The sequence below is a fragment of the Streptomyces sp. NPDC013157 genome, from assembly GCF_042899865.1.
Lineage (GTDB): Bacteria > Actinomycetota > Actinomycetes > Streptomycetales > Streptomycetaceae > Streptomyces.
On sequence record NZ_JBIBAK010000011.1, the window covers coordinates 71395 to 98329 of the forward strand.

General features: G+C 69.5%; 26 protein-coding genes and 2 pseudogenes. 18 read left to right on the forward strand and 10 right to left on the reverse strand.

Features of this window, described 5'->3' with window-relative positions; genetic code table 11:
- Positions 1-127 precede the first annotated feature (127 nt).
- Positions 128-256 (reverse strand): annotated as a pseudogene (locus tag ACFY6U_RS29630) (GNAT family N-acetyltransferase); the annotation flags it as partial.
- Between the two features lie 527 nt (positions 257-783).
- Between ACFY6U_RS29630 and ACFY6U_RS29635 the strand changes: the two are divergent.
- The 5 genes from ACFY6U_RS29635 to ACFY6U_RS29655 all read left to right on the forward strand — a co-directional run bounded on the left by ACFY6U_RS29635 (position 784) and on the right by ACFY6U_RS29655 (position 5700).
- A complete protein-coding gene (locus tag ACFY6U_RS29635) occupies positions 784-1308 on the forward strand; it encodes a PadR family transcriptional regulator (RefSeq protein WP_390043099.1) in 525 nt (174 codons plus the stop codon).
- Positions 1305-1991: an ABC transporter ATP-binding protein gene (locus tag ACFY6U_RS29640; protein ID WP_390043100.1), complete on the forward strand. Its 687-nt coding sequence runs from the start codon at positions 1305-1307 to the stop codon at positions 1989-1991. Before ACFY6U_RS29635 ends, ACFY6U_RS29640 begins: the two co-directional genes overlap by 4 nt.
- Complete coding sequence (locus tag ACFY6U_RS29645) at positions 1988-4240, forward strand: FtsX-like permease family protein (RefSeq protein ID WP_390043101.1); 2253 nt, start codon at positions 1988-1990, stop codon at positions 4238-4240. The genes ACFY6U_RS29640 and ACFY6U_RS29645 overlap by 4 nt, the downstream gene beginning before the upstream one ends.
- A 183-nt stretch (positions 4241-4423) precedes the next feature.
- On the forward strand, positions 4424-4630 hold the full coding sequence (locus tag ACFY6U_RS29650) for a DUF6191 domain-containing protein (protein ID WP_390043102.1): 207 nt from the start codon (positions 4424-4426) through the stop codon (positions 4628-4630).
- Positions 4631-4752: 122 nt separating this feature from the next.
- Entirely contained in the window at positions 4753-5700 is a 948-nt protein-coding gene (locus ACFY6U_RS29655) for a hypothetical protein (RefSeq protein WP_390043453.1), read from the forward strand.
- Positions 5701-5711: 11 nt separating this feature from the next.
- On the opposite strand, the gene ACFY6U_RS29660 is transcribed toward ACFY6U_RS29655, so the two are convergent.
- From ACFY6U_RS29660 to ACFY6U_RS29675, 4 genes are all read right to left on the reverse strand, one after another.
- Positions 5712-6065 (reverse strand): ASCH domain-containing protein, encoded by a 354-nt coding sequence (locus ACFY6U_RS29660; RefSeq protein WP_390043103.1) that lies wholly within the window; start codon positions 6063-6065, stop codon positions 5712-5714.
- The gene (locus ACFY6U_RS29665) at positions 6062-7183 is read right to left on the reverse strand and encodes a hypothetical protein (RefSeq protein WP_390043104.1); all 1122 of its coding nucleotides are present in this window, start codon (positions 7181-7183) and stop codon (positions 6062-6064) included. Before ACFY6U_RS29665 ends, ACFY6U_RS29660 begins: the two co-directional genes overlap by 4 nt.
- Positions 7184-7252: 69 nt before the next feature.
- Positions 7253-7681 carry a hypothetical protein gene (locus ACFY6U_RS29670; RefSeq protein WP_390043106.1) on the reverse strand — a complete coding sequence of 143 codons (429 nt, stop codon included), beginning with the start codon at positions 7679-7681 and terminating at the stop codon, positions 7253-7255.
- Positions 7681-8097: a hypothetical protein gene (locus tag ACFY6U_RS29675; protein WP_390043108.1), complete on the reverse strand. Its 417-nt coding sequence runs from the start codon at positions 8095-8097 to the stop codon at positions 7681-7683. Before ACFY6U_RS29675 ends, ACFY6U_RS29670 begins: the two co-directional genes overlap by 1 nt.
- A 119-nt stretch (positions 8098-8216) precedes the next feature.
- On the opposite strand from ACFY6U_RS29675, the gene ACFY6U_RS29680 reads away from it, so the two are divergent.
- From ACFY6U_RS29680 to ACFY6U_RS29695, 4 genes are read left to right on the forward strand one after another with little or no spacing between them, the layout of a single operon-like run.
- Complete coding sequence (locus ACFY6U_RS29680) at positions 8217-9260, forward strand: helix-turn-helix domain-containing protein (RefSeq protein ID WP_390043109.1); 1044 nt, start codon at positions 8217-8219, stop codon at positions 9258-9260.
- Complete coding sequence (locus tag ACFY6U_RS29685; protein ID WP_046728719.1) at positions 9257-9946, forward strand: YdcF family protein; 690 nt, start codon at positions 9257-9259, stop codon at positions 9944-9946. The genes ACFY6U_RS29680 and ACFY6U_RS29685 overlap by 4 nt, the downstream gene beginning before the upstream one ends.
- Before the next feature lie 28 nt (positions 9947-9974).
- A complete protein-coding gene (locus ACFY6U_RS29690) occupies positions 9975-10700 on the forward strand; it encodes a WbqC family protein (RefSeq protein ID WP_390043111.1) in 726 nt (241 codons plus the stop codon).
- Positions 10697-11251, forward strand: coding sequence for a flavoprotein (locus ACFY6U_RS29695; RefSeq protein WP_390043112.1), 555 nt, complete (start codon positions 10697-10699; stop codon positions 11249-11251). The genes ACFY6U_RS29690 and ACFY6U_RS29695 overlap by 4 nt, the downstream gene beginning before the upstream one ends.
- On the opposite strand, the pseudogene ACFY6U_RS29700 reads toward ACFY6U_RS29695, so the two are convergent.
- From ACFY6U_RS29700 to ACFY6U_RS29715, 4 genes and pseudogenes are all read right to left on the reverse strand, one after another.
- Positions 11252-12950 (reverse strand): annotated as a pseudogene (locus tag ACFY6U_RS29700) (mobilization protein).
- A gap of 4 nt (positions 12951-12954) precedes the next feature.
- Positions 12955-13356 (reverse strand): plasmid mobilization protein, encoded by a 402-nt coding sequence (locus ACFY6U_RS29705; RefSeq protein WP_390043114.1) that lies wholly within the window; start codon positions 13354-13356, stop codon positions 12955-12957.
- Between the two features lie 389 nt (positions 13357-13745).
- Positions 13746-14912, reverse strand: coding sequence for a DUF3631 domain-containing protein (locus tag ACFY6U_RS29710; RefSeq protein WP_390043455.1), 1167 nt, complete (start codon positions 14910-14912; stop codon positions 13746-13748).
- 679 nt (positions 14913-15591) lie between these two features.
- Complete coding sequence (locus tag ACFY6U_RS29715) at positions 15592-15834, reverse strand: helix-turn-helix transcriptional regulator (protein ID WP_390043116.1); 243 nt, start codon at positions 15832-15834, stop codon at positions 15592-15594.
- Between the two features lie 467 nt (positions 15835-16301).
- Between ACFY6U_RS29715 and ACFY6U_RS29720 the strand changes: the two genes are divergently transcribed.
- Positions 16302-16619, forward strand: coding sequence for a helix-turn-helix domain-containing protein (locus ACFY6U_RS29720; RefSeq protein ID WP_390043118.1), 318 nt, complete (start codon positions 16302-16304; stop codon positions 16617-16619).
- A gap of 1 nt (position 16620) precedes the next feature.
- Positions 16621-17976, forward strand: a complete 1356-nt coding sequence (locus ACFY6U_RS29725; protein ID WP_390043457.1) for a tyrosine-type recombinase/integrase — start codon at positions 16621-16623, stop codon at positions 17974-17976.
- Positions 17977-18042: 66 nt separating this feature from the next.
- Here the strand turns inward: ACFY6U_RS29725 and ACFY6U_RS29730 are convergent, their stop codons facing one another.
- Positions 18043-18726, reverse strand: coding sequence for a hypothetical protein (locus ACFY6U_RS29730; protein WP_390043120.1), 684 nt, complete (start codon positions 18724-18726; stop codon positions 18043-18045).
- A 536-nt stretch (positions 18727-19262) separates the two neighbouring features.
- Between ACFY6U_RS29730 and hemL the strand changes: the two genes are divergently transcribed.
- The 7 genes from hemL to ccsB all read left to right on the forward strand — a co-directional run bounded on the left by hemL (position 19263) and on the right by ccsB (position 26925).
- On the forward strand, positions 19263-20591 hold the full coding sequence (hemL, locus tag ACFY6U_RS29735) for a glutamate-1-semialdehyde 2,1-aminomutase (RefSeq protein WP_390043122.1): 1329 nt from the start codon (positions 19263-19265) through the stop codon (positions 20589-20591).
- Positions 20588-21289, forward strand: coding sequence for a histidine phosphatase family protein (locus ACFY6U_RS29740; protein WP_390043124.1), 702 nt, complete (start codon positions 20588-20590; stop codon positions 21287-21289). Before hemL ends, ACFY6U_RS29740 begins: the two co-directional genes overlap by 4 nt.
- A 142-nt stretch (positions 21290-21431) precedes the next feature.
- Positions 21432-22685, forward strand: coding sequence for a hypothetical protein (locus tag ACFY6U_RS29745; protein WP_390043126.1), 1254 nt, complete (start codon positions 21432-21434; stop codon positions 22683-22685).
- 67 nt (positions 22686-22752) lie between these two features.
- Positions 22753-23343: a TlpA family protein disulfide reductase gene (locus tag ACFY6U_RS29750; protein ID WP_390043128.1), complete on the forward strand. Its 591-nt coding sequence runs from the start codon at positions 22753-22755 to the stop codon at positions 23341-23343.
- A 1-nt stretch (position 23344) separates the two neighbouring features.
- Positions 23345-24118 carry a cytochrome c biogenesis protein CcdA gene (locus ACFY6U_RS29755; protein WP_351486316.1) on the forward strand — a complete coding sequence of 258 codons (774 nt, stop codon included), beginning with the start codon at positions 23345-23347 and terminating at the stop codon, positions 24116-24118.
- A 3-nt stretch (positions 24119-24121) separates the two neighbouring features.
- Positions 24122-25834 (forward strand): cytochrome c biogenesis protein ResB, encoded by a 1713-nt coding sequence (locus ACFY6U_RS29760; protein WP_390043130.1) that lies wholly within the window; start codon positions 24122-24124, stop codon positions 25832-25834.
- On the forward strand, positions 25831-26925 hold the full coding sequence (ccsB, locus tag ACFY6U_RS29765) for a c-type cytochrome biogenesis protein CcsB (protein ID WP_390043131.1): 1095 nt from the start codon (positions 25831-25833) through the stop codon (positions 26923-26925). The genes ACFY6U_RS29760 and ccsB overlap by 4 nt, the downstream gene beginning before the upstream one ends.
- The last annotated feature ends 10 nt before the right edge of the window (positions 26926-26935 follow it).

A 26935-nucleotide genomic window follows, 5' to 3' on the forward strand; every position in this document is an offset into this window, starting at 1 on the left:
CGCCATCGCCCTCACGCCTTCAATCCTGACTGCGGCTGAGCTGCCTCGCATCTCGGCCCCTGGGCGTCGTGGTCACCTGGGGTGGTACCTCCCCGAGGACAGATCCGGCCAGGGGCAGGAGGGTGGAGTTGAGGTCCTTGATCATGACCGCGTACACCGGTGAGTCGGCAAAGGGCTGTTGCTCACCGGCCTTTGCGTGGGCCCACGTCCCGCAGAGGGCCTGCACCTTCGGGTGGGTTACGTCGACCAGGAACAAAAAGGGCGAGGCCCGAAGACCCCGCCCACCCCGTGAGAAACCTCAGCTCACGGCCACACCAGGCAGTACGGCTGGTGCCCCGCCTCATGCAGGCGGTGGCTGAAGTCCTGCCACTCGTGCAGCGATTGGGGGCGGGAGGGGGCTGACCTGGGGTTTCGTCGGGTGATGTGCGTTGACCTGGGAAAACTCCTCTCGGCAGTTCTCACGGGTCAACGCCGTTTCCCAGGCTCATGTGCCCTGGATGTGCCCTACGAAGACCATGCGGGGGTCTTTCGCAAGGCAGTAGGTCGAAGGTGTACGAGCGGCACGAGCTGCGGCTCTCGTCGCTCGTGTAACAGCAACAGACCGTAGCCGCCCCCTCCGGTGACCCGCGTTGGAGTTCGTCGATGTCGCCTGGGGCTCCGAGACCCGACTCGCGCTCGCAACCGCGCAAGCCGCCGACCGGAAGCCGACCGGAAGCCGACCGAAGATCTACGCACTCTCAGCAGATATACACTCAGGATATATCTGCGGTGTATGGTCCTCGCATGAGTGTTCCTCTCACCCTGTTGGGGCTGTTGGAGCGGGAGCCGAGCCACGGCTACGACCTCAAGCGTGACTACGACGCCTTCTTCAACCGCGGCAAACCGCTGCCATACGGGCAGGTCTACACAACGCTTGGCCGGTTGGCGCGGGACGGGAAGGTCATCGCCGGCGAGGCGGAGCCCGGAGTCGGCCCCGAGCGCAAGCGCTACGTGATCACCGAGGCGGGGGCGACGGAGTTCGAGACCTGGCTCACCGAGCCGGTGGCCCCCGAGCCCAATCTGCAGACCGTGCTGTTCACCAAAGTCGTTCTGGCCCTGATGCTCGGCCGCGACGCCCAGCAGTATCTCGACACGCAGCGGGCCGCCCACCTGGAGCGGATGCACGAGCTGACGAAGCTGCGCCGCACCGGCCCGATCGTCGACGCCCTGCTCGCCGACCACGGCCTGTTCCACCTGGAGGCCGACCTACGGTGGATCGAGCTAACCACGGCCCGGATGGACACGCTGGCAGCGGCGGTGCGCGCATGAGCGCCCTGATCGAGGCCCGTGACCTCACCCTCTCCTTCGGCGAGACCCCCGCTCTGCGCGGCGCCAGCCTGGCCATCGAGGCCGGCGAGGTGTTCGCCGTGATGGGTCCGAGCGGCTCGGGCAAGTCCACCCTGCTGCACTGCCTGGCCGGCATCCTCACCCCCGACTCGGGCGAGGTGCACTTCGACGGACGCCGCATCGACAACCTGAACGAGGCCGAGCGCAGCGCCCTGCGCCGCGACACCTTCGGCTTCGTCTTCCAGTTCGGCCAGCTCGTCCCCGAGTTGACCGCCGAGGAGAACGTCGCCCTGCCGCTGCTGTTCTCCGGCATGCGCCGGGCGGCCGCCCTCGCCGAGGCCCGGCCCTGGTTCGCCCGGCTGGGTCTCGACGGCCTGGAGCGGCGCCGCTCCGGGGAGTTGTCGGGCGGTCAGGCGCAACGGGTGGCGCTGGCCCGCGGCCTGGTGGCCCGGCCCAAGGTGCTGTTCGCCGACGAGCCGACCGGGGCGCTGGACTCGCTGACCGGCGAGCAGGTGATGGACCTGATGGTGGACGCGGCCCACGAGGAGGGCACCACCATCGTCCTGGTGACCCACGAACCCCGGGTCGCCGCGCACGCCGACCGGGAGGCCATCGTGCGGGACGGCAAGGCCAGCCTGCTCACGACCGGACGGATCGCCTCGTGATCGCCTTCGCGCTCCGCCTCGCGGTCAGCGGCGGCCGGGAGGCCCTCGCCCGGCTCGCCATGATCACCGCCGCGGTCGCCATCGGCGTCGGACTGCTGCTGTCGACCTTCGCCAGCATGAACGCGGTCGAGCGGACGAACCAGCGGCAAGTCTGGCTCGACACCGGGGCCGCAGGCCGTACCGAGCAGGCGACGGCGGACCCGCTGTGGTGGCGGCCGCACGGCGACTACTACGACGGCAAGTCCCTCACCGAGGTCGACGTCGCCGCGACCGGACCCACCTCGCCCGTCCCGCCCGGCCTGACGCACCTGCCGGCTCCGGGCGAGTACTACGCCTCACCCGCGCTGGCCAAGCTGATCCGCGACACTCCCGCCGACCAGTTGGGCGACCGTTTCCCCGGGCGCCTCACCGGCACGATCGGCGACGCCGCGCTTGCCTCCCCGGACTCACTGACCGCTGTCGTCGGCCGTACTCCCGCCCAGATCAAGGGCGCACCAGGGGCGAGGGCAGTCACCACCATCGCTACCAGCCGGCCATCCACCTGCGACAACGCGTGCTGGGACAACGCGGTGCGCGGCGACGCGCTGACACTCATCTCCTCCGTGGTGGCCGGGGCCCTGATCTTCCCGGTGCTGATCTTCATCGCCACCGCGACCCGGCTGTCGGCCGCCACGCGCGAACAGCGGTACGCGGCGATGCGGTTGGTGGGCGCCACTCCCCGGCAGGTGTCGCTGGTATCGGCGGTGGAGTCCGCGCGGGCGGCGGCCGTCGGGACGGTGGTCGGCTTCGGGCTCTACGCCGCGCTGCGCCCGTTGGTCGCCACCATTCCGCTCACCGGGCAGCAGCGGTTCTTCCTGTCAGATCTGACGCTCCAGGCCCCGCAGGCCCTCGGCGTCGTCGTCGGCGTACCGGTGGCGGCGGCGATCGCGGCGCTCCTCGCGCTGCGCCGGGTCACCGTCTCCCCGCTCGGCGTGAGCCGCCGGGTGACTCCGCGCCCGCCGCGCGCCTGGCGGCTGATCCCCCTGCTGGCGGGCCTGGCGGAACTGGCGTACTTCGTCTTCGCCGGCCGCCGCCCGGCGACCGGGAACGGCCAGACGGCGGCTTACCTCCCGGGCTTCCTGGTGGTGATGCTGGGCCTGGTGGTCGCCGGGCCGTGGCTGACCATGATCGTCGCCCGGGCGGTGGCCCGGCGGACCCGGCGCCCGGCCGCCCTGATCGCGGTGCGGCGGCTCGCCGACGACCCGAAGGCAGGCTTTCGCGCGGTAAGCGGCCTCGTCCTGGCCCTGTTCGTGACCACCGCGACCGTCAGCATCATCGGCACCATCAACGACTACCGCGGCACCCTGGGCGGTGACCGGCAGACCCGGACGGTGGTGGAGGCCAGCAGCGACGGCCAGGCGCCTTTGGCCGGGGCCATCCCGGCACGGCTGCTCACCGAGGTGCGGGCGATTCCGGGCGTGCGGGGCGTGACCGTCGTCCACGCAAACCCGGACGGCGTAGGCAAGGTCGTAAACCGGCGCGTGCACCCAGGCGATCCACCCCTGGATGCGCCGGTCTTGGTGACCTGCTCCGATCTGGCGCAGACTCCCATGGTGGGCCGCTGCCCGCCCGGGGCGCGCGTGGCGGCCGTCGACTCCTTCGCGTTCGTCAGCCTGCAGTCGCAGTCGAGCCTGCAGTGGCCCGCCGCCGCAATCAGCCCCGCAGCCGTCACCAAGCTGCCCGTACAACTGCTCTACACGGCCACCGACGGCTCGTCAGCCGCCATGGAACGCGTACGGACCGCGCTCAGCATCGCCTACCCGCACCAACAGGTCCGCACGGTAGGCGACTGGGGCACAGACTTGCAGCAGGAGCTGGCCGGTTGGCGGCAACTGGCCGATGTGGTGCTGCTGACCACCCTGCCGATCGCAGGCTGCAGCCTGGCGGTGAGCGTGGTCGCGGGCCTGTCGGATCGCCGGCGCCCGTTCGCGTTGCTGCGGCTCACCGGCGCGCCGCTGCGGTTGCTGCAGCGTGTGATCGGACTGGAGAGCACACTGCCGCTGCTGGCCGTGGCCGTGATCTCCATCGGTGCGGCCTTCGCCGCCTCCGCCCTGTTCCTTAAATCGCAGATGCGCTACGACCTGGTGTCGCCGGGCGTGGCGTACTACGTGCTCGTCGCTGTCGGCCTCGTCACCTCGCTGTGCATCATCGCGTCGACTCTCCCCCTACTCAAACGCATCACCGGCCCAGAGGCCGCCCGCAACGGCTGACAGGCCAACTCCCCACTACGGCCCCGGACATCCTTCCCATCGGCGTCCTGGGCTGATGGAGCTCTTCGCAACACGACAGCGGTTGACTCCGAATCCACAGCCAGGGGCCTTGACGATGCACATGCCTTCAGACCATCCGTCTCGGTGTCGGGAACCTCGGCCTGATCAAGGCAGTGTCCTGCGGTGAACATCGTCGAAGAGGTCTTCCTACTGAGCGCCCGCCACGTTCACGAGGAGCGACAACGTCTGGAGTGGATGCGCGACGACGAGGGCGAGGGAGACCCCTGCCGCGGGCCGATCGACCTCGACAGCGGCATCGCCCACATCAGGATCGGCCCGAAAGCAGCCGCCTCGGCGGAGCGACGCCGATCACCGGACGCGAGGCCATGACGATGCCACGCCACACCCAGTAACACGGGCTGCGAGCCCGGCTCCGACCAGGAAACCCAGTCTCGGGAGGATTCATGACCGTCACGGCGTCCAGCAGCCGAACACCAATGACACGCCGTCACATGCTCGGGGCCGCGCTGACCGCTGGGGTCGGGGCTGCGGTGCCACTCGACGCTGCATCCCGCGCGTGGGCGGCTCCTACCTCCTCCAGCCCGGCGCGTCTCACCCTGCCCCCGCCCACCGGACCGCACCCGGTGGGCACGGTGGCGCTCCACCTCGTCGATACCTCACGTCCGGATCCCGTGGCCGGCCCGGGGCATCACCGCGAGTTGATGGCCAGCGTCTGGTACCCCGCCCGCAGGACGGAGGACTGGCCGTGTGCCCCCTGGATGACCGAGGGCGCGCTGCGGGCGTTCCTGACAGACGCCGACTTCCCCCTCGCCCCCGCCCTCGGCCCGCTCACCGCCGGGCACGTGGGCGCCCCCGTGCACCGTACGGGCCACCGTCTGCCCGTCATCGTGTACTCGCACGGCGCCGGCAGCCACCGCGGCGACCACACCATCATGGTCCAGGAACTCGCCAGCCACGGCTACGCCGTGGTCACCGTCGACCACACCCACGACACGTTCACCGAGTTCCCCGACGGCCGGGTGGTCACCCCGGGCGACGTCCCGATGTTCCCGAGGGACTACGCCGCGGACCTCCGGTTCCTGCTCGACTGCGTGGAGGAGCTCGCCGCCGGCCGCAACCCCGACGTCGACGGCAAGCCACTGCCACCGGGCCTGCTCGCAGCAGATCCAGGACATGATCGGCACCCTCGCCCCGGCCCGGTCGGTACGGATCCAACAGGCATACCCGCTTGCCTTCTTCGACCTGCACCTGCGACACCGTCGAGGCCATCTGCTCGACGGCCCGAGCGCGGCCTTCCCAGAGGTGAAGTTCCTTCCATGAAGCCGTGGACCGCGGCGCTCACGTCCCGCGCCGCGGTCCACGCGCCCGGCCGCGGTGAAAAGCTGCGTGGGATCCGCTGTCCCGTTGAGCAGAACCCGGTCCGTCCAGGGGATGGGTAGGACGTCAGGTGTCAGTTAATGAGTCCGATCCGGATGGCCAAGACGCCGAGGGCTTCCTTCTCTGACGGGTAGATGGCCCGGATGTTGGCGAGCTGCTCGTCGCGGCTGGCTGTGGGGTTCACGTTGGTGGGGCCCTCGCCGTCGAGCAGGGCCTCGAAGTCGGGGTACTCCGTGACACGCTCGACCTTGACCTCGCAGGTCTTGTCGGTGTCCTTGATGCGGAACCGGATGCTGTCGCCGGCGGCGAGGTCGGCAAGGTGCGGGTACTTGACCCGTACCTCGATGGTCTTGGTGCCGGAGGCGACAAGGTCGAAGTAGTGGCGGTACAGGTTGAGTTCGCGGACGCGGCCGGTGGTATCGCTCATGGGGCGGCAATGCTCCTGGGTGCTGGTGCGGTGATCAGGCGGCCGATCTCGGCTGCGGAGTATGAGCGGAAGAAGTGTCGAGGGTCGGAGAGCAGGGTCTTGGCCGTAGCCAGCAGTTGATCGGCGTATTCGGTGACGGTGCCGGGCCATTGCCGGGTGTCGAGCATCCAGTTCGCGGCGCCTTCCGGCAAGGGGGCTCGGCCTTCGCGGATGAGGGACTTGGAGAGCTTTGCGCCGGTGTCGGTGACGACCTGCGGGCAGAACAGTCGGGCGGGGAGTTGGGCGCGAGTGAGGCCGACGGCCTGGAGTGCTTCGTCGACGAGGAGGGAGCCGAAGACCCAGTCGCCGCCCTTGACCATGACGTGCAGGGTTCCGTGGGGCGGTGTGCCGGTGAGGGCGAGCTCTTTGACGAGGTTGCGGTAGAGGGTGGCCAGGTCGAGGTAGGCGCCGGCGGTGGGCGTGATGGTGGTTCGGTAGGGGCCGTGGTGGAGGCAGACGGCGGCGACGGTGGCCTCTTCTCGGTCGGTGAGGTGGACCCGTGTGTGTTCCGCGTACTTCTCTGCCCAGCCACAGCCTGGGTGGGGGCACGGGATGCGCAGGTGCGGGGTGCCGGTGGAGGGGGCCAGCCACCAGCGGGCGGCGTCGAGACGTGGCAGGAGGCGGAGCCAGGTGCGGCGGAAGTGCTCGCCGGCCTGCTGCTGGGTGTAGGTCTCGATGCGGTGGGGGATGCCCAGGCGTCGTGACAGTGCCATGAACAGGGGTTGGTAGAGGGCGCTGACGAGATCGAGCAGGGCCTTGGCGTCGAGGGCCTGCGCGTAGGCGCGTTGGTAGCGGTGGCCGCTGGCCGGGTCGGTGATCAGTTCGTACGGGGCGTTGTCGAGGGCGTTGAAGAGGACCTCGGTGGGGATGCCGAAGCGGTCGCGCAGGCGGGCGGCCATGGCGAAGGCCAGGGACTGCACGAGGGAGGTGCCGATGTGCGGGGCGCCGTTGATCTGAGTGCCGACGACCAGCACGATCCGCTGGGGTGGCGTGGCCAGGATGCGCGGGGTCAGGACGTCCTCGGCACGGAGAAGGGCGTTGGCGAGGATGGTGTTCGGTGAGACGAGGTGGGTCGTCACGGATGTCCCCTTGCGGTTGGGGCGGAGGGCTGTAAGGGCTTGGTGGGCCGGGACGGCGGGTGTCGGGCCCTAGAGGCCGGCGTCGGAGCGCGCTACTTCCTTGGCAGCCGCGACGTATGGGTGTTGGAGCGCGGTGCGGAGGGCGTCCGCGTCGGTGAGGGTGTCGTCGTCGGGCAGCTCGCACCAGCCGCCGAACCAGTCGTCGAGCAGCTCCAAGCCTGGTGCGACGAGCCAGGAGTTGGTGGAGAGGTGCCGTACGGGTAGGTCGTCCCAGCAGGCGGCGGTACCGGTCGGGATTGCGTAGTAGAGGCGCTCGTTGGGCCTGTCGTAGAGCACCGGGCCGACCGATGTCCCAGTGTCGAGAAGGTAGGCCAGGGCCAGAAGGCCGGTCTCAGCGGGGATACGCACAACGTCCCAGCCGTCGCCGACCTTCAGCAGACGCAGTCCAGGCACGTCGTTGACCATGGGGGCGCGGCGCAGCGCGTCACGGACGGACATCACATGTCCCCTTGCGGCTGGAGGTTGGGGCTCGCGCCGAGCGAAGAGGCGGATTCCGTGGTCGGCTTGAGGGAGCGCACCACGATCAGACGGGCGCCCGTTGCTGTTATCTGCCGCTTGCGTTCGGTGCCGAGGCTCTTGGGGCCGAGATGGCTGAGGGCCGGGATCACGGCGCCGTACGTATCAGGCAGTTCAAGAGCGTCCACGAGGCCGACGAAGGCGGGGGAGCGAATGGCCACCGTGGTGTCGCGGTCGGTGAACACACCGCACAGGTTGAGCTCGTGCCGACGGCAGTACTCGCTGAGGCAGTCGACGAGAGCCGCGTGGCGGGCCAGGCCGCCGGTGATGTGGCGCAGGTATCCGAAGACCTGAGGGAAGGCGACGGGGCGGCGTTCGGTGATGAGTTCGTCGTCCATGCTCCAAGCGTCGGCCGCCGTGAGCGGCCTTGAAATGACCTGCTGTTGCACTTCCGTTGCACTTACCGCCCCACGCCGTCACCGAGAGTGCTTCTATACGTGACGGAGGGAGGTCATCCGTGGTCAGCGTGCAGCAATGGACGGGTCGGGAAGCGAGTGCCCTGCGTGCCGCGCTTCGCATGAGCACACGTGCCTTCGCCGAGCACTTAGGTGTCGCGCTGCGCACGGTCGCCAAATGGGAGAGCCTCGGCACCGAGACGCAGCCACGGCCAGACACTCAGGCCATCCTCGACACCGCACTCGCACGAGCGGACTCCGCTGCCCAATCCCGGTTCGAAGCGGTGCTGTTCCCTGAGCGCAAGAGCACCCGGCCTGCGGACTACGAGACCTGGACCGAGGACATCGAGCGTGCGGTTGTCTGCGTCAGCCGCCAGGACTTCCCTTTCGCGGCCACACTGCTGAACCGCTGGCTGGGCAGCCACGACCCGCATCGGCTGGACGACAAGGGGCTCTACCTCTTCGGCCGCTCCCTCGTGCTCCTCGGCGACCTCCAACGTGACCAAGGCGCGATCCTCGGCCCGCTCTCCGCCCGCCACTCGTACATGACGGCCCGCGGCATGTTCACCGAACTCGACATCCCGCGTCGAGCAGCCCAGATCGATCTCTCCCTTGCCGTCGTCCAGGAGATGTCAGGCCAGCTGGAAGCCTCCGCCCGTCAGTACGAACTCCTCGCCTCAGATGAGCGTTTGAGCTTGCGCGATCGAGCCCGGGCGCGGCTCTGGGTGGGTACGGCGCTGAGTAAGGAGGGCAACAACGAGTACGCCACTAACGTGATGACGGCCGCCACCCATGCCTTCGAGGACCTGGGCGAACCGGAGGACTGGTCGGTCGCGCACCAGAAGCTGGCCCTGGCCCACCGCGGTGCCGGCGACCTGAAGCAGGCCCTGCACTACATCGGCATCGCGCGTACGACCGGCACGGTCGACTCCCCGATGCAGCGGGTGCGGTTGGACACCGCGTACGGGCACATCCTTCTGTCGGATGCGGCGACCCGGAATGATGGGCTGTCCGTCCTCGATCAGGCGGCACAGGTGGCTCGCCAGTACGGGCTGAGCCACCAGCTGCGCAGCATCGAGGGCATCCGGAAGGACCAGCAGGGATGAGCCAGGGAGTGCCAGTGCCGGAGCACGAGCAGCGCCAGATCACCGATGAGCAGTTCCATGACGCGACGCTGATCTGGAACTACCACCAGATGGGCCACGAGCAGCGGCCCTGCTCGGCGGCGATCGGCCTGGGTAGCCATGACCTCGGGGTGGCCACCGCGGCCGCCGATCTGTACCGCGCCGGTCTCTTCCCGGTCGTGGTGTTCAGCGGTGGCAACAGTCCCACCACCCGGGCCCGTTTCCCGCGCGGCGAGGCGGTGCACTACCGCGAGCATGCGCTGAGCCTGGGTGTGCCGGACGAAGCGATCCTGGTCGAGCCGAAGGCAGCCAACACCGGCCAGAACATCACGTTCTCCCGCGAGCTGCTGGCCGAGGCCGGCATCGCGGTCGAGTCGCTGCTGCTCATCTCCAAGCCGTACATGGAACGCCGCTCGTACGCGACGTGCCGCAAGCTGTGGCCCGAGGCGGACGTTGTCTGCGCCTCCGAGCCACTGGAGTTGGACGACTACATCAAGTCCATCGGCGACGAGAAGCTCGTCGTCGACATGCTCGTCGGCGACCTGCAACGGGTGATCGAGTACCCGAAGCTCGGCTTCGCCGTCGAGCAGGACGTACCGGGGGATGTGTATGACGCTTACGAGCGCCTTCTGCGCGACGGATTCGACAGCCGCCTCATCGGCACCTGACCCGTCCCACGCCGGTTCGCCGGGCGGGGTGTGCGCGATCCACCAACCGAACCTGTTCCCGCGGCTGTCCACGGTGGCGAAGCTGTACGCCGCCGACCGGTGGATCGTCCTCGACGACGTCCAGTTCGCCCGGCGCGACTACCAGCACCGGGCTCGTCTGGCGGCCCTGGACGAGCCCGCTCGGCAGCAGTGGCTCACGCTCCCGACCCGCCTTCCTCACGGGCGCCCGACACCGATCGACCAGGCACGGCTCGCCGAACCCGGCCGATCTCGTCGCACCGTCAGCCTGTTGACACGCCAGTACTACGGACGCAGCCGCTACTGGCCCGCGGTGCGCGACGTCCTGGACGCGGTTCTCGATCAGTTCGAGGACACCGACCGTGTATCCGACGTTGCCAAGGCGTCGACAGTCGCCCTGCTCACCGCGTTGGGCTGGAGCGGCGAGATACTGCGCAGCAGCGCGATTCCGACCCGGGCGGGCCGGTCAGAGCGACTCGCCGACCTCGCCGCGGCCGCCAGCAGTACCCACTACCTCTGCGGCACGGGTGGCTGGCGCTACCTCGACACTCAGGCGTTCGATGCCCACGGCATCCAGGTGCTGTCCTTCCACACCCCTGTGGACACGGGCGACCCACTCTGGCGGTGGGCCCGCCACATCAGCAGCCTCTGGGCGCTGAGCCGGATCGGGCCGGAAGCTCTGGCTGCCCTGCTGGTGGCCCAACGAGACCATCGGCTTATGGGGGGCTTCACGTGACCGAGCCGCAGGTGCCGGGCAAGAAGCCGTTCCTGTACGTCGTGGTGTGCGCGGCCGGGGTCGCCGGCGACGTCGGCAAGCTGATCACGGCTGCTCAAGAGGCGAACTGGGACGTGGGCGTGGTGGCCACTCCGCAGGGCCTGGGTTTCATCGACACGGAGGCGGTCGAGGCCCAGACCGGCTGCCCGATCCGCTCGGCCTGGCGCTCACCCGGCGATCCTCGTCCGCTGCCGCGCGCGGACGCCATCGCGGTGGCGCCGGCCTCCTTCAACACGGTCAACAAGTGGGCGGCGGGGATATCCGACACCCTGGCGCTGGGCATCCTGTGCGAGGCGTACGGCATGGGCATCCCCACCGCAGTCCTGCCGTACGTGAACTCGGCCCAGGCCGCCCATCCCGCATACCGGCAGAGCCTGGAGCGACTGAGCGAGATGGGCGTCCTGATCGGCTCGTACGAGCCGCACCGGCCGAAGGCCGGCGGTGGCGCGGACCGCTACCGCTGGGAGGAGGCGCTGGAACTGCTCACTCCCAGGGTGTCCGTGCGGCCGTGATCAGCGCCGCCGTGCCGGTGGTGGCTGCGGCGCTGGAGGGGCTGCCGCTGGTTGGACGGGAGAGGCTGGGCGTCGTGTGGCGCGGCGAGCCCTGGCTGCCTCTGCTTGCGGACCCGGGGCGTGTCGTTCGCCGAGGCGGCGGATGCGCCAGGTGAGTGCGCGGGCGGGGCAGTGGGCGTCGTCCAGGGTGCGCTGGCTAAGCGCCTGGTCGAGGACGGTGGCCGGGTTGTGTCCTGCTGCTTCGGCCTCGGCGAGCACAGTGGCGAGTGCGTCCCAGGCCGAGTCGGCCAGGACGCGCTCGGCGTGCTCCGGCACCGTCTCATGGAGGTGCTGGGCGAAGCGGCGCTTGGTCTGCGGGCTGGGCGCCCGGCTGGCGAGGCCGACCAGGACCGGCTTGGCGACCTGCGCGTACGCGACCTGCAGGTGGACGAGGGCTTGTTCCGCTGCTGCCTCCTGTTGGGCGTGCTGGCGGGTGCGGTGCCAGTGAATCGCGTAGGCGACCGCGGTGAGCGCGACGTCCAGCAGCATCGCCAGCCCGGCACCGTCCCCATGCCGTGCGGGGTCGTTCCAGATCGCCTGGACGCTGCGGCGCAGGACGCGTGTGCTGTCCAGATCGGCGGCGATGCGGGAGCGGGTGGCGCGCTCGAAGACGGCCGCGGCCTGCTCGAGTTCGGCCTTCAGCGCCGACGGTACGGTGACCGGCAGGAGGTCCAGTGCGGCCCCGAGCGCGACCAGCTGTCCCTGCCCCGTGGGGTCGTCGCCGTGGGTGAGGTGGTGGGGGATGCGTTCGGTGGCGGCGGTCGCCTGGTGCCACGGATTGCCCGGCCGGACGGTGACCGGTTCGGGGCTGGTGGTGGCGAGACGCCGGCGGATCTTGGGGAGAGAGGTCGGGGGCGAGGGTGGAGCCGGAGTAGAAGACCGGCTCGCCCTGGTCGTTGGTGTCGCCGGGCAGGGCGAAGTTGCAGCCGAGCGCATCGCCGGACGGACCGAGCTTGAGGCGCACGGTCACGCCGGTGGCCTCTAGCAGGGCGAAGAACTCGGCCTCGGTGGAGGCAGCTGCCATCGCGCGGCGGACCCGCAGGCGCAGGACGTCGCGGGAGGTGGCGTCCTGGCCCAGGCGTTTGGCCTTGAAGTGTTCCTTGCTGGTGGGGCGTTTGGCGGCGGTGCCGTCGCCCGGCTTCAACCGCCTCAGCCCGTAGTCGACTTCGATCTGTCGGGCTTCGCGCTGGACGGCGCGCTGGTCGTAATCGCGCTGGGGGCGGCGGCCGTCCTGGCGGACGAGGGTGGCGGCGATGTGGATGTGGTCGTCGGCGTGGCGGACAGCCACCCAGCGGCAGGCTTCGGTGTCGCCGTCGGGGGCGATGCCGGCGGCGGCCACGATCCGGCGGGCGATGTCCGCCCACTGGGCGTCGGTGAGGAGCGGGTCTTCGGGTGCGGCACGGACGGGGCAGTGCCACACGGTGTATTTGGGTGCCTTGTCGCCGAGCATCTTCACGGGCTGGTCGAGCTGCGCGGCGAGCTGGGCCTCCACCTCCTTCGGGTCGCGGTGGGGACTGCGACCGGGGTCCGGGGCGAAGTCGTTCCAGGAGGCCACCAGGTGCGGGTCGATGTGCTCGTTGGCCCGGCCCTTGCCGAAGAGGTAGCCGATCGTGCGGCGTGTGGCTTCTGGCCCCTTGCCGAGGATGATCTTCGGGATCAAGGGCTCACCGCCCCTCGGTGATCTGAGCGACGGCGGTGTCCACCTCGGCGATGGATGCCTCGATGCGCTCCAGGAGCCGTTGGACGGTGTCGGGGTGGGGCCAGGCGCCGTCCTTGTTGAGGTGCCAGGCGAGCTGGTTGAGGTTGTTGCCGATGAAACCGAGCTGCCCGTTGGCGGCCAACAGCGCCTTGACCATGGAGCGGTAGTCGGCGACGGCGGCGGTGGGGTCGTCGGCGCGGGCTGCGGCGAGCGCGCACTCGGCGACGTAGCCGCCGGGCTGCATGCGGCTCAGGGCGGCGGCCTTCTGGACGAGGTCGAACTCGTCACTGTTGTAGCGAGGATGGACGCGGTGCTCGCGTAGCTGCTTGTCACGCAGACGGCGACGCGGCGCAGACTGCTGCGGCACGCTCGACGACGGCTCACCGCCCCCACTCTCGGTCGGCTCCCCCGGGCCGACCGACCCCGGTGCCCCTGCGCCGGATGCCTCCGCACCCTCCACGGCGGAGGCCGGGTAAGGACTCCTTACCCGACAACTTGCTGCGCGTGTGACGGGGGTGCGGGGCATCTGCTTCTGGGGCATGGGGTGTTCGGGGTGCAGGTCGCGCATCGGAGTACTCCGTTGGTGAGGGGGCGGGAGGTGTGTCACGTGCGTCGCATCCGTCCCATGCCTGGTCAGGACAGGTACGGACACCCAGGCAGGTACGGAGAAGTCCGTCCCGGCGAGGACATCCGTCCCCGCGCTGACCTGCGCGGGGACGGATGCGACGCAGTGATACGGACCCGGGGGGAGGCGGGTCAGCGGGCGGGCTTGGGGCCGGTGGGGCCGCCGGGCGGGCCGATGGGCAGTTGGCCTGCCGGGGCGGCGGGCGGCTTGCCCTGGGCCGGGCGCGCGGGTGTGGCGTCGTGCGCGGGTGCGGGTGCCGTCTCGGTGAGGTCGGGGCAGTGCCGGGCCCAGCTGTCGAGGAACCGGTTACGGGCGTACCCCTTGGCCTGCCTGCCCTTGTCGAACCGGTAGTTGGCCGGGCGGATGTCGAAGTCCCGCAGCATTCTGCCCAGGTGGTAGGCGCTGAGCCCGTTGGTGCCGTGTTCCGCCCAGGGAGCGTCGGGGTCCTGGAGCAGGGCGGTGACCAGATCCAGGGAGGACAGGGCCTCGGGGTTGCCGTGTGCCTCGAAGACGCGGTGGATGTCGCGCAGCAGCCGTGTCTTCAGGTTGGTCTGCTCGTCCTGGACGGCCTCGAAGCGGGTCATCGCCACACAGGCCGCACGGGCGCTCGCGGGCCAGTGGCCGCCGGCCAGGTCGGCGATGATGACCAGCGGTTCCCAGGTGTCCGCCGCCCGGTCCTCCACCGGCATGGGCGGCGCCATGCGGGCGGCCGTGCCGCGCAGCGGTCCCAGCCAGGCGGTCAGCTTGTCCCGCAGTGCGTTCAGTTCCGGTGTGGCGTAGCGGGAGCGGAACGGGGTCACCTTCTCGCCGGGCTTGCGCTTTTGCATGCGGAGCACGACTGCCCGGTCCGTGATCGTGTCGGGCAGGTCGCCGATCGAGGCCAGCGCGGCCATGGCGAAGGTGGGATACGGGGTCGGCTTGTGCTCTGGACCCGAGATGCGCCAGGCGGGCCGGTTGCGCTGGTGTCCGGCGTTCAGCAGGCCGCGCAGTTCCTCGTTCTCGCCGGCCTTGCTGAAGATGGTGTCGGCCTCGTCCACCAGGATCGTTCGCGGGTTCTTGCCGATGACGCGGAAGAGCACCGCCGTGGACATGTTCACCGTCATGATCGGCTGGTGCACGGTCTCGTGGAGCACGTCCAGAACCCGGGACTTGCCGCAGCCCTTCGTCGGGCCTACGACCGCCAGCCGCGGCGCATGCTGCAGGACGCTCTGGATGTGCGTGGCCGCCACCCACAGGGTGACCGCGGTCAGCGCCTCGTCACTGGGCAGCACGACGTACTTGCCGATCGCCGCCCGCAACTCATCCAGCAGTACGGCACCCTCACCGGAACCCCGTTCCATGGGGTCTGCCGGTCCCCGAGGAGGCCGGTGACCGGCCTCCTGATCCGGTCCCCGCGCGTCGACGGGACCGGTCCCCTCCTGCTGGGCGGTTCCCGCCACGGGTGTGTCGGTCCCCAACGACCAGCGGGGACCGTGCTCACGGTCCCCATTACGGTCCTCTGGTGCAACTGCAGCCTCTCGGGGACCGTTCCCCGATTTCCCGCCGCTGGCCTGCGGGTTTGCATCGGATGTCGATTCGGGGACCGGGACGTGCGGGGACCGAGTGCCGGGCACGTCGCGGGGACGGTCCCCAACCGCCGCGTCGGCAGACGGCTGGGGACGGTCCCCGTGTGCTTCCGCATCCGCCGGGTGTTCGGCGGTCCCCGACGCGGGGGACCATGTGTCCTGCTGATCCCGGCGGCGCCAGGGGATGCCCTCGCCGGGGACCGCGGGAGTGGGCCAGCCGGTGGGGGAGGTGTTCGTGGTGCTGGGGGACGTAGAGTCCTCCATAGGCGTTCCTCTCCGGTGAGGGACTGGACGGGCAAGGTCCCGCCCCTCACCAGCTCGTTCGTTCAGGGATGGGCAATCGGCAGGGGAGTCTTCGGCCCTCGGCGTTGACGCGCCGGGGGTCGCTTCGTTGTCCGCGTCAGATGCGAGGTCAGGCCGTGAGGTCGTACGACGTCTGGGCGTCCAGCCACGCGCCCACCTCCGGCCAGCGGTAGCGCAGGTGACGGCCGACCTTGTGGACGCTGGGGCCGATGCCCCGGTACTTCCACTGGTAGAGGGTCTTCACCGGTACCCCGAGATAGGCGGCGACCTCCGCAGGGGTGGCAAGTGGGCCACGCTGGGCAGCCGCAGCGGTGGCAGGGGCGTTGGTGCTACGGGGAGGGTTCTTCGGCACAGGGCTCCTTTTCGGTCTTGAACAATGGGCTGGACAACACAGCCACACCACCCGGAGAAAAGTCCAGAGTTGGTTCTGAAACTCCTCGCTACTTCTTTCGGTGTGGCCGGGGAGAGGGATACAGTAAGGGTGGATCCCCGGTTGCCGAAATCGCTCCCGCCGGGCCCGAAATTTTCTTGCGGCGAAGCAACCGGTCGAGGTGTCGGAATCCGGTACCTCCGCAGCTCAGAGGTGACACCTGGCGGCCAGGGATGACGTGACTGACCCGCCGGACATCCCGGCTTATGTCTGCCCGAATCACCCATATCGAAAACGGCGAGGGAAGGTAACACGGCACCTCGGCCGAAACGCCTCGCGATGTACCGGAATTCGACGAGACGAACGCCACTTCGCCCCCGAACGACTATTGGAGAGTTTAAGGGCTAACTCTTGCCATGGCGCCCGGATGCAAGTTACAGCTATCTGTCATGCCCAATCGATCTGTCGAAATAGGCCCTGCCGGCCTCCACAGCGCCCGCGCTATCGAGCACCTACGTTTCGTGCGCGGCCTGACCCAGCACCAGCTCGCCGCCCGCTGCACCGCGTTGGGCCGCCCGATGGCCAACACGGCCCTCAGCCGCACCGAACGCGCCCGCCGCCGATGCGACATAGACGACCTCGTCGCCCTCGCCACCGCGCTCGGCGCCCCTCCCGCATCTCTGCTGCTCCCGTGGCCGACGCACTCCCCGGTGTCCCACGCCACCTCCCACTCCCTCATCCCCGCCCAGGAGGCCCTTCTTGGCTGACGTGTACGACCGCTGGCACAAGTCCCACCCCAAGCCCACCGAGGCCGAGTGCGGCGAGCACAAGAGCCGTACGAAGCGGATGGTCCCGACTGCCGACCACGGCATCGGTAAGCGTTGGCAGGTCCGTTACCGCGACCTGGACGATCGCCAGCGCAAGGAGAACTTCCACACGAAGGCCGAGGCGGACAACCGCGCCGCCGAGGTCGACGTCGAGATCCGGCAGGGCTCCTACGTCGTCCCCGCCGAGACGAAGCAGACGCTCGGCGCCTACGCGCAGAAGTGGCTCGACGCGAATTCCGTCGGCCCGACGACCGCGCTCCGTTATGAGGCGACGGTCCGCAACCACATCACCGAGCACCTCGGCCGACGCGAGCTGCGATCCCTCAACCAGCCCTCGGTCATCCAGGGTTGGATCCGCACACTCCAGGACGGCGGCCTGGAGGTGTCGACGATCGAGGGCATCTTCGACATCCTCTCCAGCATCCTCGGCGCGGCCGTGGAGGACGGGCTGCTGCCGAAGAATCCGTGCAAGGCGAAGTCGGTCAAGCTCCCGACCGCGACCAAGAAGAAGGTCATCCCATGGTCGCTGGAGCGCGTCCGCGCGGTTATCGGCGGCCTCCCAGAGCGGTTCCAGGCCGGCGGCAAGCTCGCCTTCGGCTGCGGTCTGCGGCAGGGCGAGGTGTTCGGCTTCGCCGTCGAGGACATCGACTTCAAGGGCGGCTGGATCCACATCAACCGCCAAGTACGGCTGGTCGGCACGAAGCCTGTCTTCGCCCTGCCCAAGGGCAACAGGATCCGGTCAGTGCCCCTGTCGGCTCAGCTCGCCGCGGCCCTCAAGGCGCACATGAAGGAGCTCCCGCCAGCCGATGTCGCCCTGCCGTGGGGCAAGCCGGACGGCGAGCCGAAGACCTTCCGCCTCCTCTTCGTCGACAAGAAGGGGCGGGCCTACAACCGCAGCGTCTTCAACATGGGCGACTGGAAGCGCGCTCTTGCCGCCGCCGGCGTGATCCCTCCCCGCGAGCGCGGGGCGCGCTACCTCCAGGCGGCTCCGGAAGACGGCATGCACGCCCTCCGGCACGCGTACGCCTCCGTGCTCCTGGACGCGGGGGAGAGCATAAAGGCGCTCTCCGAGTATCTCGGGCACTCGGACCCGGGCTTCACGCTGCGGACGTACACGCATCTGCTGCCGTCCAGCGAGACCCGCACCCGCAAGGCGATCGACGACGTCTTCGCAGAAGCCGACGCAGAAGCCGACGCAGAAGCCGACGCAGAAGACGAGGACGACCGGCCCGGCACCCAGGGCACATCAGTGCCCCCAGCGAAACCCATGTGCCCTCGTTGTGCCCTGGCCGCCTGACGGCCTCTCTCCGCACATGACGAGGGCGGGGTCAGAAACCCCGCCCGAAACCCCTGAAACCCCAGGTCACGGCCACACAAGGCAATAAGGCTGGTGCCCCGCCTCATGCAGCCGATGGCTGAAGTCCTGCCACTCGTGCAGCAGCTGGTACACGTTGAACGCGTCCCGTGGGCCGCCCCGGTCCGGGACCGTCGACCAGATGAAGGCGGCCGCGCCGACCGCTTCCTCGCCTATGCCGCGCAGCGGGTCGACCACCGTCATGGGGAGTTTCACCACCGCGTAGTCGGGGTGCAGGACGACCAGTTCCAGTGGCGGCACCTTGTGCAGGGGCACGCCTTCGATACCCGTCAGCACCATCGCGGCCATCGTCTCCGGCTTGATCTTCGTGAACATGCCGTTCATGCCGAGCTCGTCGCCGCCGAGTTCCTCGGGGCGCATCGAGATCGGGACCCGGGCCGCGGTCGCGCCGTCCGGTGCGCCGAAGTATTTGTACGTCACCCCCACCCGACCACCATTCCTGCTACCGGTCTGCAGACGGTCGATCCGCCGATCGCTCCGCTGGCCCCGATCCCTCTGATCGCGGTCCCGCTGATCGATACGTCGGTCGCGCCGCTCCGACTCACCCGGTACGCCCTGTTCCTGCCGTGCTGCTTCGGTCGATTCCTCCGCGTCGCGCCGGTGCCTTCCCCGTTGGGCACGTCGAGGACCCAGGTCATCGGTCCCCTCGCCCACTCCGCCACCGCGATGCATATCTCCACCCGACTGCTTTTCTAGGACGCGTGGCCCCCGCCGCGCAACCCGATCATCGTGTCAGTGACCTCCCCCACGGCCGCCCGCCGAAACGTGCGTCGAAACATCAGTCCGCAGGATCTTTACAGCCTCCGGCCGCCTGCGTACCGGATGAGCTGGGTGTATCGGATCACAGTCTCGCAGATGCCCCGGGCGCTGTGCGGGGACCGCGGTCCTCCGCTGCGAGGAGAGCGCCGCCTTCCGCCGAAGGGCCTGCCCTCCGGCTCACTCACAGACGCGGGGGGTGGCACGCACTCCCCCAGAGGGGGTGCCCCCAGCGGCGTTGTCGTCGGTCGCCGACATCACCCAGCCTTCGGCCGGGAGGTGCCCGCACCGCCGTCGACTCCCTCCTCCGCCTTGCAGCTGCACGCACCACCCCCCGCTCACCGGCACTCGTCAGTCACCGCAGCTGCCCTGTGAGTGATCCGGAAGGCAGGCCCTACCCTGAGGAGGTCACCAAGCATCCGGAGTCCGAGAAGTCGGAGAAGTCGCACGTCATGAGTGCCCAGAGCGAAACGCCCTATCCCTACGACGCGCCCGTCTCACAGGCGCTCTTCGACCGCGCCTCCGCCGTCACGCCCGGCGGCGTGAACTCCCCGGTGCGCGCCTTCCGCGCCGTCGGCGGCACCCCCCGTTTCATGGTCTCCGGCAAGGGGGCCTACCTGACGGACGCCGACGGGCGCGAGTACGTCGACCTCGTGTGTTCGTGGGGACCGATGATCCTCGGGCACTCGCACCCCGAGGTCATCGCCGCCGTCCAGGAGGCCGTCTCCCGCGGCACCTCCTTCGGTACCCCCGGTGAGGGCGAGGTCGCCCTCGCGGAGGAGATGGTCGCCCGGATCGAGCCCCTGGAGCAGGTCCGGCTGGTCAGCAGCGGGACGGAGGCGACCATGTCCGCCATCCGGCTCGCCCGCGGGTTCACCCGGCGCAGCAAGGTGATCAAGTTCGCCGGGTGTTATCACGGACACGTCGACAGTCTCCTGGCCGCCGCCGGGTCCGGCGTCGCCACCTTCGCGCTGCCCGACACCCCCGGTGTCACCGGTGCCCAGGCCGGGGACACGATCGTGCTGCCGTACAACGATCTGGAGGCGGTGCAGGAGGCCTTCCACCGGCACCCGGGGGAGATCGCCTGCGTGATCACCGAGGCCTCGCCGGGCAACATGGGCGTCGTCCCGCCCGCGCCCGGGTTCAACCAGGGGCTGAAGAACGCCTGCCGCGAGAACGGCGCGCTGTACATCTCCGACGAGGTCATGACCGGGTTCCGGACGAGCCGGGCCGGGTGGTTCGGGATCGACGGCGTGGTGCCCGACCTGATGACCTTCGGGAAGGTCATGGGGGGTGGCTTCCCGGCCGCGGCCTTCGGTGGGCGGGCGGACGTCATGGCGCACCTCGCCCCGGCCGGGCCCGTCTACCAGGCCGGCACCCTCTCCGGGAACCCCGTCGCCACCGCCGCCGGGCTCGCTCAGCTGCGGCTGCTCGACGACGCGGCGTACGACAAGGTCAACGCCGTGTCGGCGCAGATCCAGGGGCTCGTCGCCGAAGCGCTGAACAAGGAGGGCGTCGCGCACCAGGTGCAGACCGCCTCCAACATGTTCTCCGTCTTCTTCACCAACCGTCCGGTGCGCGACTACGAGGACGCGCGGGGCCAGGAGTCCTTCCGGTTCACCGCCTTCTTCCACTCACTCCTCTCCGACGGCGTCTACCTGCCGCCGTCGTCCTTCGAGTCCTGGTTCGTCTCCACGGCCCACGACGAGCGGGCCATCCAGAAGATCGCCGACGCCCTTCCGGCGGCGGCCCGAGCGGCCGCGGAGGCCACGGCAGCATGAGCCAGCAGAGTGAGCAGAGCGAGCAGCAGGGCATCACCGTCGTGCACGTGATGCGGCACGGGGAGGTGGCCAATCCGCAGGGGGTGCTGTACGGGAGGCTTCCCGGCTACCACCTGTCCGAGCTGGGCCGGCAGATGGCCGACCGGGTCGCCGAGCACCTCGCCTCGCGGGACGTGACCTACGTCGTCGCCTCCCCGCTGGAGCGCGCGCAGGAGACCGCCACCCCGATCGCCAAGGCGCACGGGCTCGACCTCGCCACCGACGAGCGGCTCATCGAGGCCGAGAACATCTTCCAGGGCAAGACCTTCGGCGTCGGCGACGGAGCGCTGAAGAAGCCCGCCAACTGGAAGTACCTCGTCAACCCGTTCCGGCCGTCCTGGGGCGAGCCGTACGTCGACCAGGTCGTGCGGATGAAGAGCGCGCTGGACACGGCCAGGGACCGCGCGCGCGGGCACGAGGCCGTGCTGGTCAGCCATCAGCTGCCGATCTGGATCCTGCGGTCGTACGTCGAGAACCGCCGGCTCTGGCACGACCCGCGCAAGCGGCAGTGCACCCTCGCCTCCCTGACGACTTTCACGTACGAGGGCGACAGGATCGTTTCCGTGGGCTATTCCGAGCCCGCCATCGACCTCGTCCCGGTCCATCTCCGCGCCGGCGCCAAGCCGGTGAAGGGGAAGGAGAAGGCCTTCGGGGCGTGAGCCGTCGGCAGCGCCTGCGCCGCGCCACGTAAACCCCGCTTCATGAAATTAGTCTGAAAATATGCGGTTCCTTGCGGAACCTCCCCGTTCGTCCCGCCCTCTGAGTGGGTGACCACCAGAGGACGTGACGAATCGGGGAACCATGCGGACCTTCACCCGAAGGGGACTACTCGGCGTCGGCGCGGGCGCCGCGGCCGGACTCGGCCTCGCCGGCTGCGGCACGCACACACCGTCGGACGGTACGGACCACGCCGGCGGTTCCACCCGGCAGCCCTCGAAGAAGCCAACGGCGAGCGCCCGCCCCCTCGGTGACGGCTCCACCTCCCGCACCGGCAGGCAGCCCCACCAGCCCGCCGCTCCCGAGCCGCTGGAGCCCGGACAGACCCCGCCGCAGTTCGTGATCTTCTCCTGGGACGGTGCCGGCGAGGTCGGCACCGGCCTCTTCCCGCGCTTCCTCGACCTGGCGAAGGAACACGGCGCGTCGATGACCTTCTTCCTCTCGGGGCTGTACCTCCTCCCCGAGTCCAAGAAGCGGCTCTACAACCCCCCGAACAACCCCCGCGGCGCCTCCGACATCGGCTACCTCACCGACGAGCACATCAGGGCGACGCTCGCCAGCGTCCGCCGGGCCTGGCTCGAAGGGCACGAGATCGGCACCCACTTCAACGGTCACTTCTGCGGCGGCTACGGCACCGTCGGCAACTGGACACCCAAGCAGTGGCGCAGCGAGATAGACCAGGCCAAGGCGTTCGTGAAGGAGTGGCGGACCAACTCCGGCTGGACCGACCTGCCCCCGCTCCCCTTCGACTACGACAAGGAGCTGGTCGGCGGCCGTACCCCCTGCCTCCTCGGCCAGAACAACCTGCTGCCCACCGCCCGCGAGCTCGGCTGGCGCTACGACGCCTCCTCGCCCGGCGGCCGCCAGGTCTGGCCGGAGAAGAAGCTGGGCATCTGGGACCTGCCGCTGCAGCAGATACCGTTCCCGGGCCGCTCCTTCGAGGTCCTGTCCATGGACTACAACATGCTCGCCAACCAGTCGGTCAACTCGACCAAGGCCCCCGCCTACAACTACCCGGGCTGGCGGACGCAGTCGGCGCAGGCGTACATAGCGGGATTCCAGCGGGCATACACGACAAACCGTGCACCGTTCTTCATAGGCAACCACTTCGAGCAGTGGAACGGCGGCATCTACATGGACGCCGTCGAGCAGGCCTTCAAGCACATCGCCCAGGAGAAGGAGAAGGGCGCCGACGTCCGGCTGGTCTCCTTCCGGCAGTTCGTGGACTGGATGGACGTACAGAAGCCGGCGGTGCTCGCGAAGCTGCGCACCCTGGACGTCGGACAGCGCCCGGCGGGCGGCTGGAAGGGCTTCCTCAAGCAGGGCGCGGCGGCCTGAAAAGGGGTACATCCCGGACCGAGGGGGGTGCGCAAGATCCTCAGAACGGGCATGCGAAACTTTTCACATGAGTACCCGTAGCCGCGCCCTCCTGCTCGGCGCCACGGCCGCCGCGGCAGCCCTGACCCTGTCCGCGTGCGGCAACGGCGGCACTTCCGGCGGAGGCGGCAACACCAACTTCGTCACCGGCAAGGACGGCATCGACACGGTCGCTCAGGGCCACCGCGCGGCGGCCCCCGACCTGTCCGGCAAGACCATCGACGGCACCACCCTGGACGTCGCGGACTACAAGGGCAAGGTCGTCGTCATCAACGTCTGGGGCTCCTGGTGCAGCCCCTGCCGGGCCGAGGCGCCCAACTTCGCCTCCGTCTCCAAGGAGTACGCGAGCAAGGGCGTCCAGTTCGTCGGCATCAACACCCGCGACACCAGCACCGGTTCCGCGGTCGCCTTCGAGAAGCAGAACGGCATCGACTACCCGAGCCTGTACGACCCGACGGGCAAGCTGATGCTCCGCTTCAAGAAGGGCACGCTGAACCCGCAGGCCATCCCCTCCACCCTGGTACTCGACCGGCAGGGGAAGATCGCGGCGCGCTCGCTGGCGGCGCTCAGCGAGGAGAGCCTGCTGAAGATGATCAAGCCGGTCGTCGCGGAGAAGTGACGTGAGCGCACTCCTGACGCTCGCCGCGGAGACGGGCAAGAACGAGACGGTCTTCAGCGGCGCCCTGCTGGTCGCCCTGCCGATCGCGCTGTTCGGCGGTCTGGTCTCCTTCTTCTCTCCGTGCGTGCTGCCCCTCGTGCCCGGATACCTGTCGTACGTCACCGGGGTCGCGGGTACCGACCTGGCCGACGCCCGGCGCGGGCGGATGGCGGCCGGCGCCTCTCTCTTCGTGCTCGGTTTCACCGCCGTGTTCGTCTCCGGCGGGGCGCTGTTCGGCTACTTCGGCCAGAACCTCCAGGAGCAGTCCGGCACCCTCAGCAAGGTGCTCGGCGTGCTGATGATCGCCATGGGCGTGTTCTTCATGGGCCTGATGCCCTGGTTCACCCAGCGCGAGTTCCGCTTCCACAGGCGGCCGGTGGCCGGGCTGATAGGGGCACCGGTGCTGGGCGCGCTGTTCGGCATCGGCTGGACGCCGTGCATCGGCCCGACCCTGGCCTCCGTCACGGCCCTGTCCTTCAACCAGGCGAGCGCGGGCCGTGGCGCCATACTGACGGTCGCCTACTGCCTGGGCCTCGGCGTGCCCTTCGTGGTGGCCGCGGTCGCCTTCCGCAAGGCCCTCGGTGCCTTCGGCTGGGTCAAGCGCCACTATGTCTGGGTCATGCGCATCGGCGGCACGATGATGATCGTGACCGGTGTGCTGCTGCTGACCGGCGCCTGGGACAGCCTCGTGCAGGAGATGCAGGGCTGGTCCAACGGCTTCACTGTGGGGATCTGATCGATGAGCAAGACCGAAACCGACAACAGCGAGCCGGACCTCGGCGCGGCGGGCTCGCAGCTCTCCACCGCCCCCGCGGAGCCGCCGGTCGCCCCGGGGCTCGGGGTCGTCGGCTGGGCCCGCTGGTTCTGGCGGCAGCTCACCTCGATGCGGGTCGCGCTGCTGCTGCTCCTGCTGCTGTCGCTGGGCGCGATCCCCGGCTCGCTGATCCCGCAGTCCGGCGCCGACATCTCCAAGGTCGACGACTTCCGCAAGGCCCACAAGACGCTGTCGCCCCTCTACGACAAGCTCGGCCTGTTCCACGTCTACAGCTCGGTGTGGTTCTCGGCGATCTACATCCTGCTGTTCGTCTCGCTCGTCGGCTGCATCATCCCGCGCGCCTGGCAGTTCGTGGGCCAGCTGCGCGGCCGCCCGCCGGGCGCCCCGAAGCGCCTGGACCGGCTTCCCGCGTACACGACCTGGCGGACCGCGGCCGAGCCGGACGAGGTCCGTGAGGCGGCCCTCAAGCTGCTGAAGAAGCGGCACTTCCGCGCGCACCTCGCCGGGGACGCGGTCGCCGCGGAGAAGGGCTACGTCCGCGAGTTCGGCAACCTGGTCTTCCACATCGCGCTGATCGTGCTGCTGATCGCCTTCGCCTCCGGCCAGATGTACAAGTCGGACGGCACCAAACTGGTCGTCGAGGGCGACGGGTTCGCCAACTCGATCCTCCAGTACGACGACTTCAAGTCCGGCTCCATGTTCAGCACCGACGACCTGGTGCCGTTCAGCTTCGACCTGAAGAACTTCCACGCCACCTACCAGACCAGCGGCCCCAGCAAGGGCACGGCGGTCTCCTTCGCCGCGGACGTCGACTACAGCGTGGGCGCCTACGGCAAGCCGAAGCGGACCACCATCAAGGTGAACGAGCCGCTGCACATCGACGACGCCAAGGTCTACCTCGTCAGCCACGGCTACGCGCCCGTCATCACGGTCCGCGACAGCAAGGGCAAGGTCGTCTACCGCGACGCCGTCCCGCTGCTCCCGCTCGACAGCAACGTCACCTCCCAGGGCGTGGTGAAGGTGATGGACGGCTACCAGGACGCCAAGGGCGTCAGCGAGCAGCTCGGCATCTCGCTGTTCTTCCTGCCGACGTACGCCGGCGGTTCCTCGGTGCTCTCCAGCTTCCCGGCACTGGACAACCCGGTGCTGAACCTGACGCCGTACCACGGTGACCTGGGCGTCAACTCGGGCATCCCGCAGAGCGTGTACCAGCTCGACAAGACCCACATGAAGGAGTTCAAGGACTCCAAGGGCGCGCAGTTCCGGGACAACCTCAAGCCGGGCCAGACCATGCAGCTGCCGAACGGCGCCGGGTCCGTGACGTTCGAGAAGGACGTCAAGGAATGGGCCGGCTTCGAGATCGTCCAGGAGCCCGGCAGCGGCTGGGCGCTGGGCGGCGCGCTCGCCGCGATCTTCGGCCTGGCCGCCTCGCTGTTCATCCAGCGCCGCCGCGTGTGGGTGCGCGCGGTGCAGGGTCCCGACGGCGTCACGGTGGTCGAGATGGCCGGGCTGGGCCGCAGCGAGTCCGCGAAGGTGCCCGAGGAACTGGGCGACCTCGCCGGAATCCTCTACGACCAGGCGTCGGGCGCCCCCGACCCCGACGACACCACTGACGACGACCCCGCAGAATCCCCCGACCCCGAAGTCGTACCTGCCGAAGGGGCTGAGAAGCGATGACTTCCGCCGCCGCAACGACCCTCGCCGCGACCAACGAGCATCTGGCGAGCATGAGCAACACGCTCGTCTACTCCTCGATGGCCGTCTACACGCTGGCGTTCTTCGCCTACATCTTCGAGTGGCTGCTCGGCAGCCGCAGCCGGGTGGCGCGCACCGCCAACGCGCTCACCGCGAAGGGCGAGGCGAAGAAGGCGCCCGCCGTGACGGTCAAGAAGGCCGGCGGCACCGCCGTACTGGAGCGTCCACAGGTGGTCGTCCGGTCCGCGGCGGGCTCGCGGGACGTGCCGGACGGGCCCGGCGCGCACGGCGGCGACGAGCAGGGCGACCTCTACGGGCGGATCGCGATCTCCCTCACCGTCCTCGCCTTCCTCGTGGAGCTGGCGGGCGTGGTCACCCGCGCGGCCTCCGTGCAGCGGGCGCCGTGGGGCAACATGTACGAGTTCAACATCACGTTCTCCACGGTCGCGGTCGCCGTCTACCTGACGCTCCTCGCCCTGAAGAAGAACGTCCGCTGGCTCGGGCTCTTCCTGATCACCACGGTCCTGCTGGACCTCGGCCTCGCGGTCACCGTCCTCTACACGGCGAGCGAGCCGCTGGTCCCGGCCCTGCACTCGTACTGGCTGTACATCCACGTCTCGACGGCGATCTTCTGCGGCGCGGTCTTCTACGTCGGCGCGGTGGCCACCATCCTCTACCTCTTCAAGGACGCCTACGAGAGCAAGCTGGAGAACGGCGGCAAGCCCGGCAGCTTCGCCACCTCGGTCCTGGAGCGCCTGCCCGCCTCGGCCTCCCTCGACAAGTTCGCCTACCGCGTCAACGCGGCGGTCTTCCCGCTGTGGACCTTCACGATCATCGCGGGCGCGATCTGGGCGGGCAGCGCCTGGGGCCGCTACTGGAACTGGGACCCCAAGGAGACCTGGTCCTTCATCACCTGGGTCGCCTACGCCTGCTACCTGCACGCCCGCGCCACCGCCGGCTGGAAGGGCCGCAAGGCCGCCTACCTGGCGATGATCGCCTTCGGCTGCTGGCTGTTCAACTACTACGGCGTCAACATCTTCGTCACCGGCAAGCACTCCTACGCGGGCGTCTGAGCCGACGAGG

Coding starts and splice junctions, on each gene's coding strand:
- ACFY6U_RS29720 (WP_390043118.1), top strand. CDS start 16,302: ATGCCCAATCGATCTGTCGAAATAGGCCCTGCCGGCCTCCACAGCGCC.
- ACFY6U_RS29750 (WP_390043128.1), top strand. CDS start 22,753: ATGAGTACCCGTAGCCGCGCCCTCCTGCTCGGCGCCACGGCCGCCGCG.
- hemL (WP_390043122.1), top strand. CDS start 19,263: ATGAGTGCCCAGAGCGAAACGCCCTATCCCTACGACGCGCCCGTCTCA.
- ccsB (WP_390043131.1), top strand. CDS start 25,831: ATGACTTCCGCCGCCGCAACGACCCTCGCCGCGACCAACGAGCATCTG.
- ACFY6U_RS29675 (WP_390043108.1), bottom strand. CDS start 8,097: ATGGACGACGAACTCATCACCGAACGCCGCCCCGTCGCCTTCCCTCAG.
- ACFY6U_RS29730 (WP_390043120.1), bottom strand. CDS start 18,726: ATGCATCGCGGTGGCGGAGTGGGCGAGGGGACCGATGACCTGGGTCCT.
- ACFY6U_RS29760 (WP_390043130.1), top strand. CDS start 24,122: ATGAGCAAGACCGAAACCGACAACAGCGAGCCGGACCTCGGCGCGGCG.
- ACFY6U_RS29685 (WP_046728719.1), top strand. CDS start 9,257: ATGAGCCAGGGAGTGCCAGTGCCGGAGCACGAGCAGCGCCAGATCACC.
- ACFY6U_RS29655 (WP_390043453.1), top strand. CDS start 4,753: ATGCTCGGGGCCGCGCTGACCGCTGGGGTCGGGGCTGCGGTGCCACTC.
- ACFY6U_RS29660 (WP_390043103.1), bottom strand. CDS start 6,065: ATGAGCGATACCACCGGCCGCGTCCGCGAACTCAACCTGTACCGCCAC.
- ACFY6U_RS29635 (WP_390043099.1), top strand. CDS start 784: ATGAGTGTTCCTCTCACCCTGTTGGGGCTGTTGGAGCGGGAGCCGAGC.
- ACFY6U_RS29745 (WP_390043126.1), top strand. CDS start 21,432: ATGCGGACCTTCACCCGAAGGGGACTACTCGGCGTCGGCGCGGGCGCC.
- ACFY6U_RS29670 (WP_390043106.1), bottom strand. CDS start 7,681: ATGTCCGTCCGTGACGCGCTGCGCCGCGCCCCCATGGTCAACGACGTG.
- ACFY6U_RS29640 (WP_390043100.1), top strand. CDS start 1,305: ATGAGCGCCCTGATCGAGGCCCGTGACCTCACCCTCTCCTTCGGCGAG.
- ACFY6U_RS29740 (WP_390043124.1), top strand. CDS start 20,588: ATGAGCCAGCAGAGTGAGCAGAGCGAGCAGCAGGGCATCACCGTCGTG.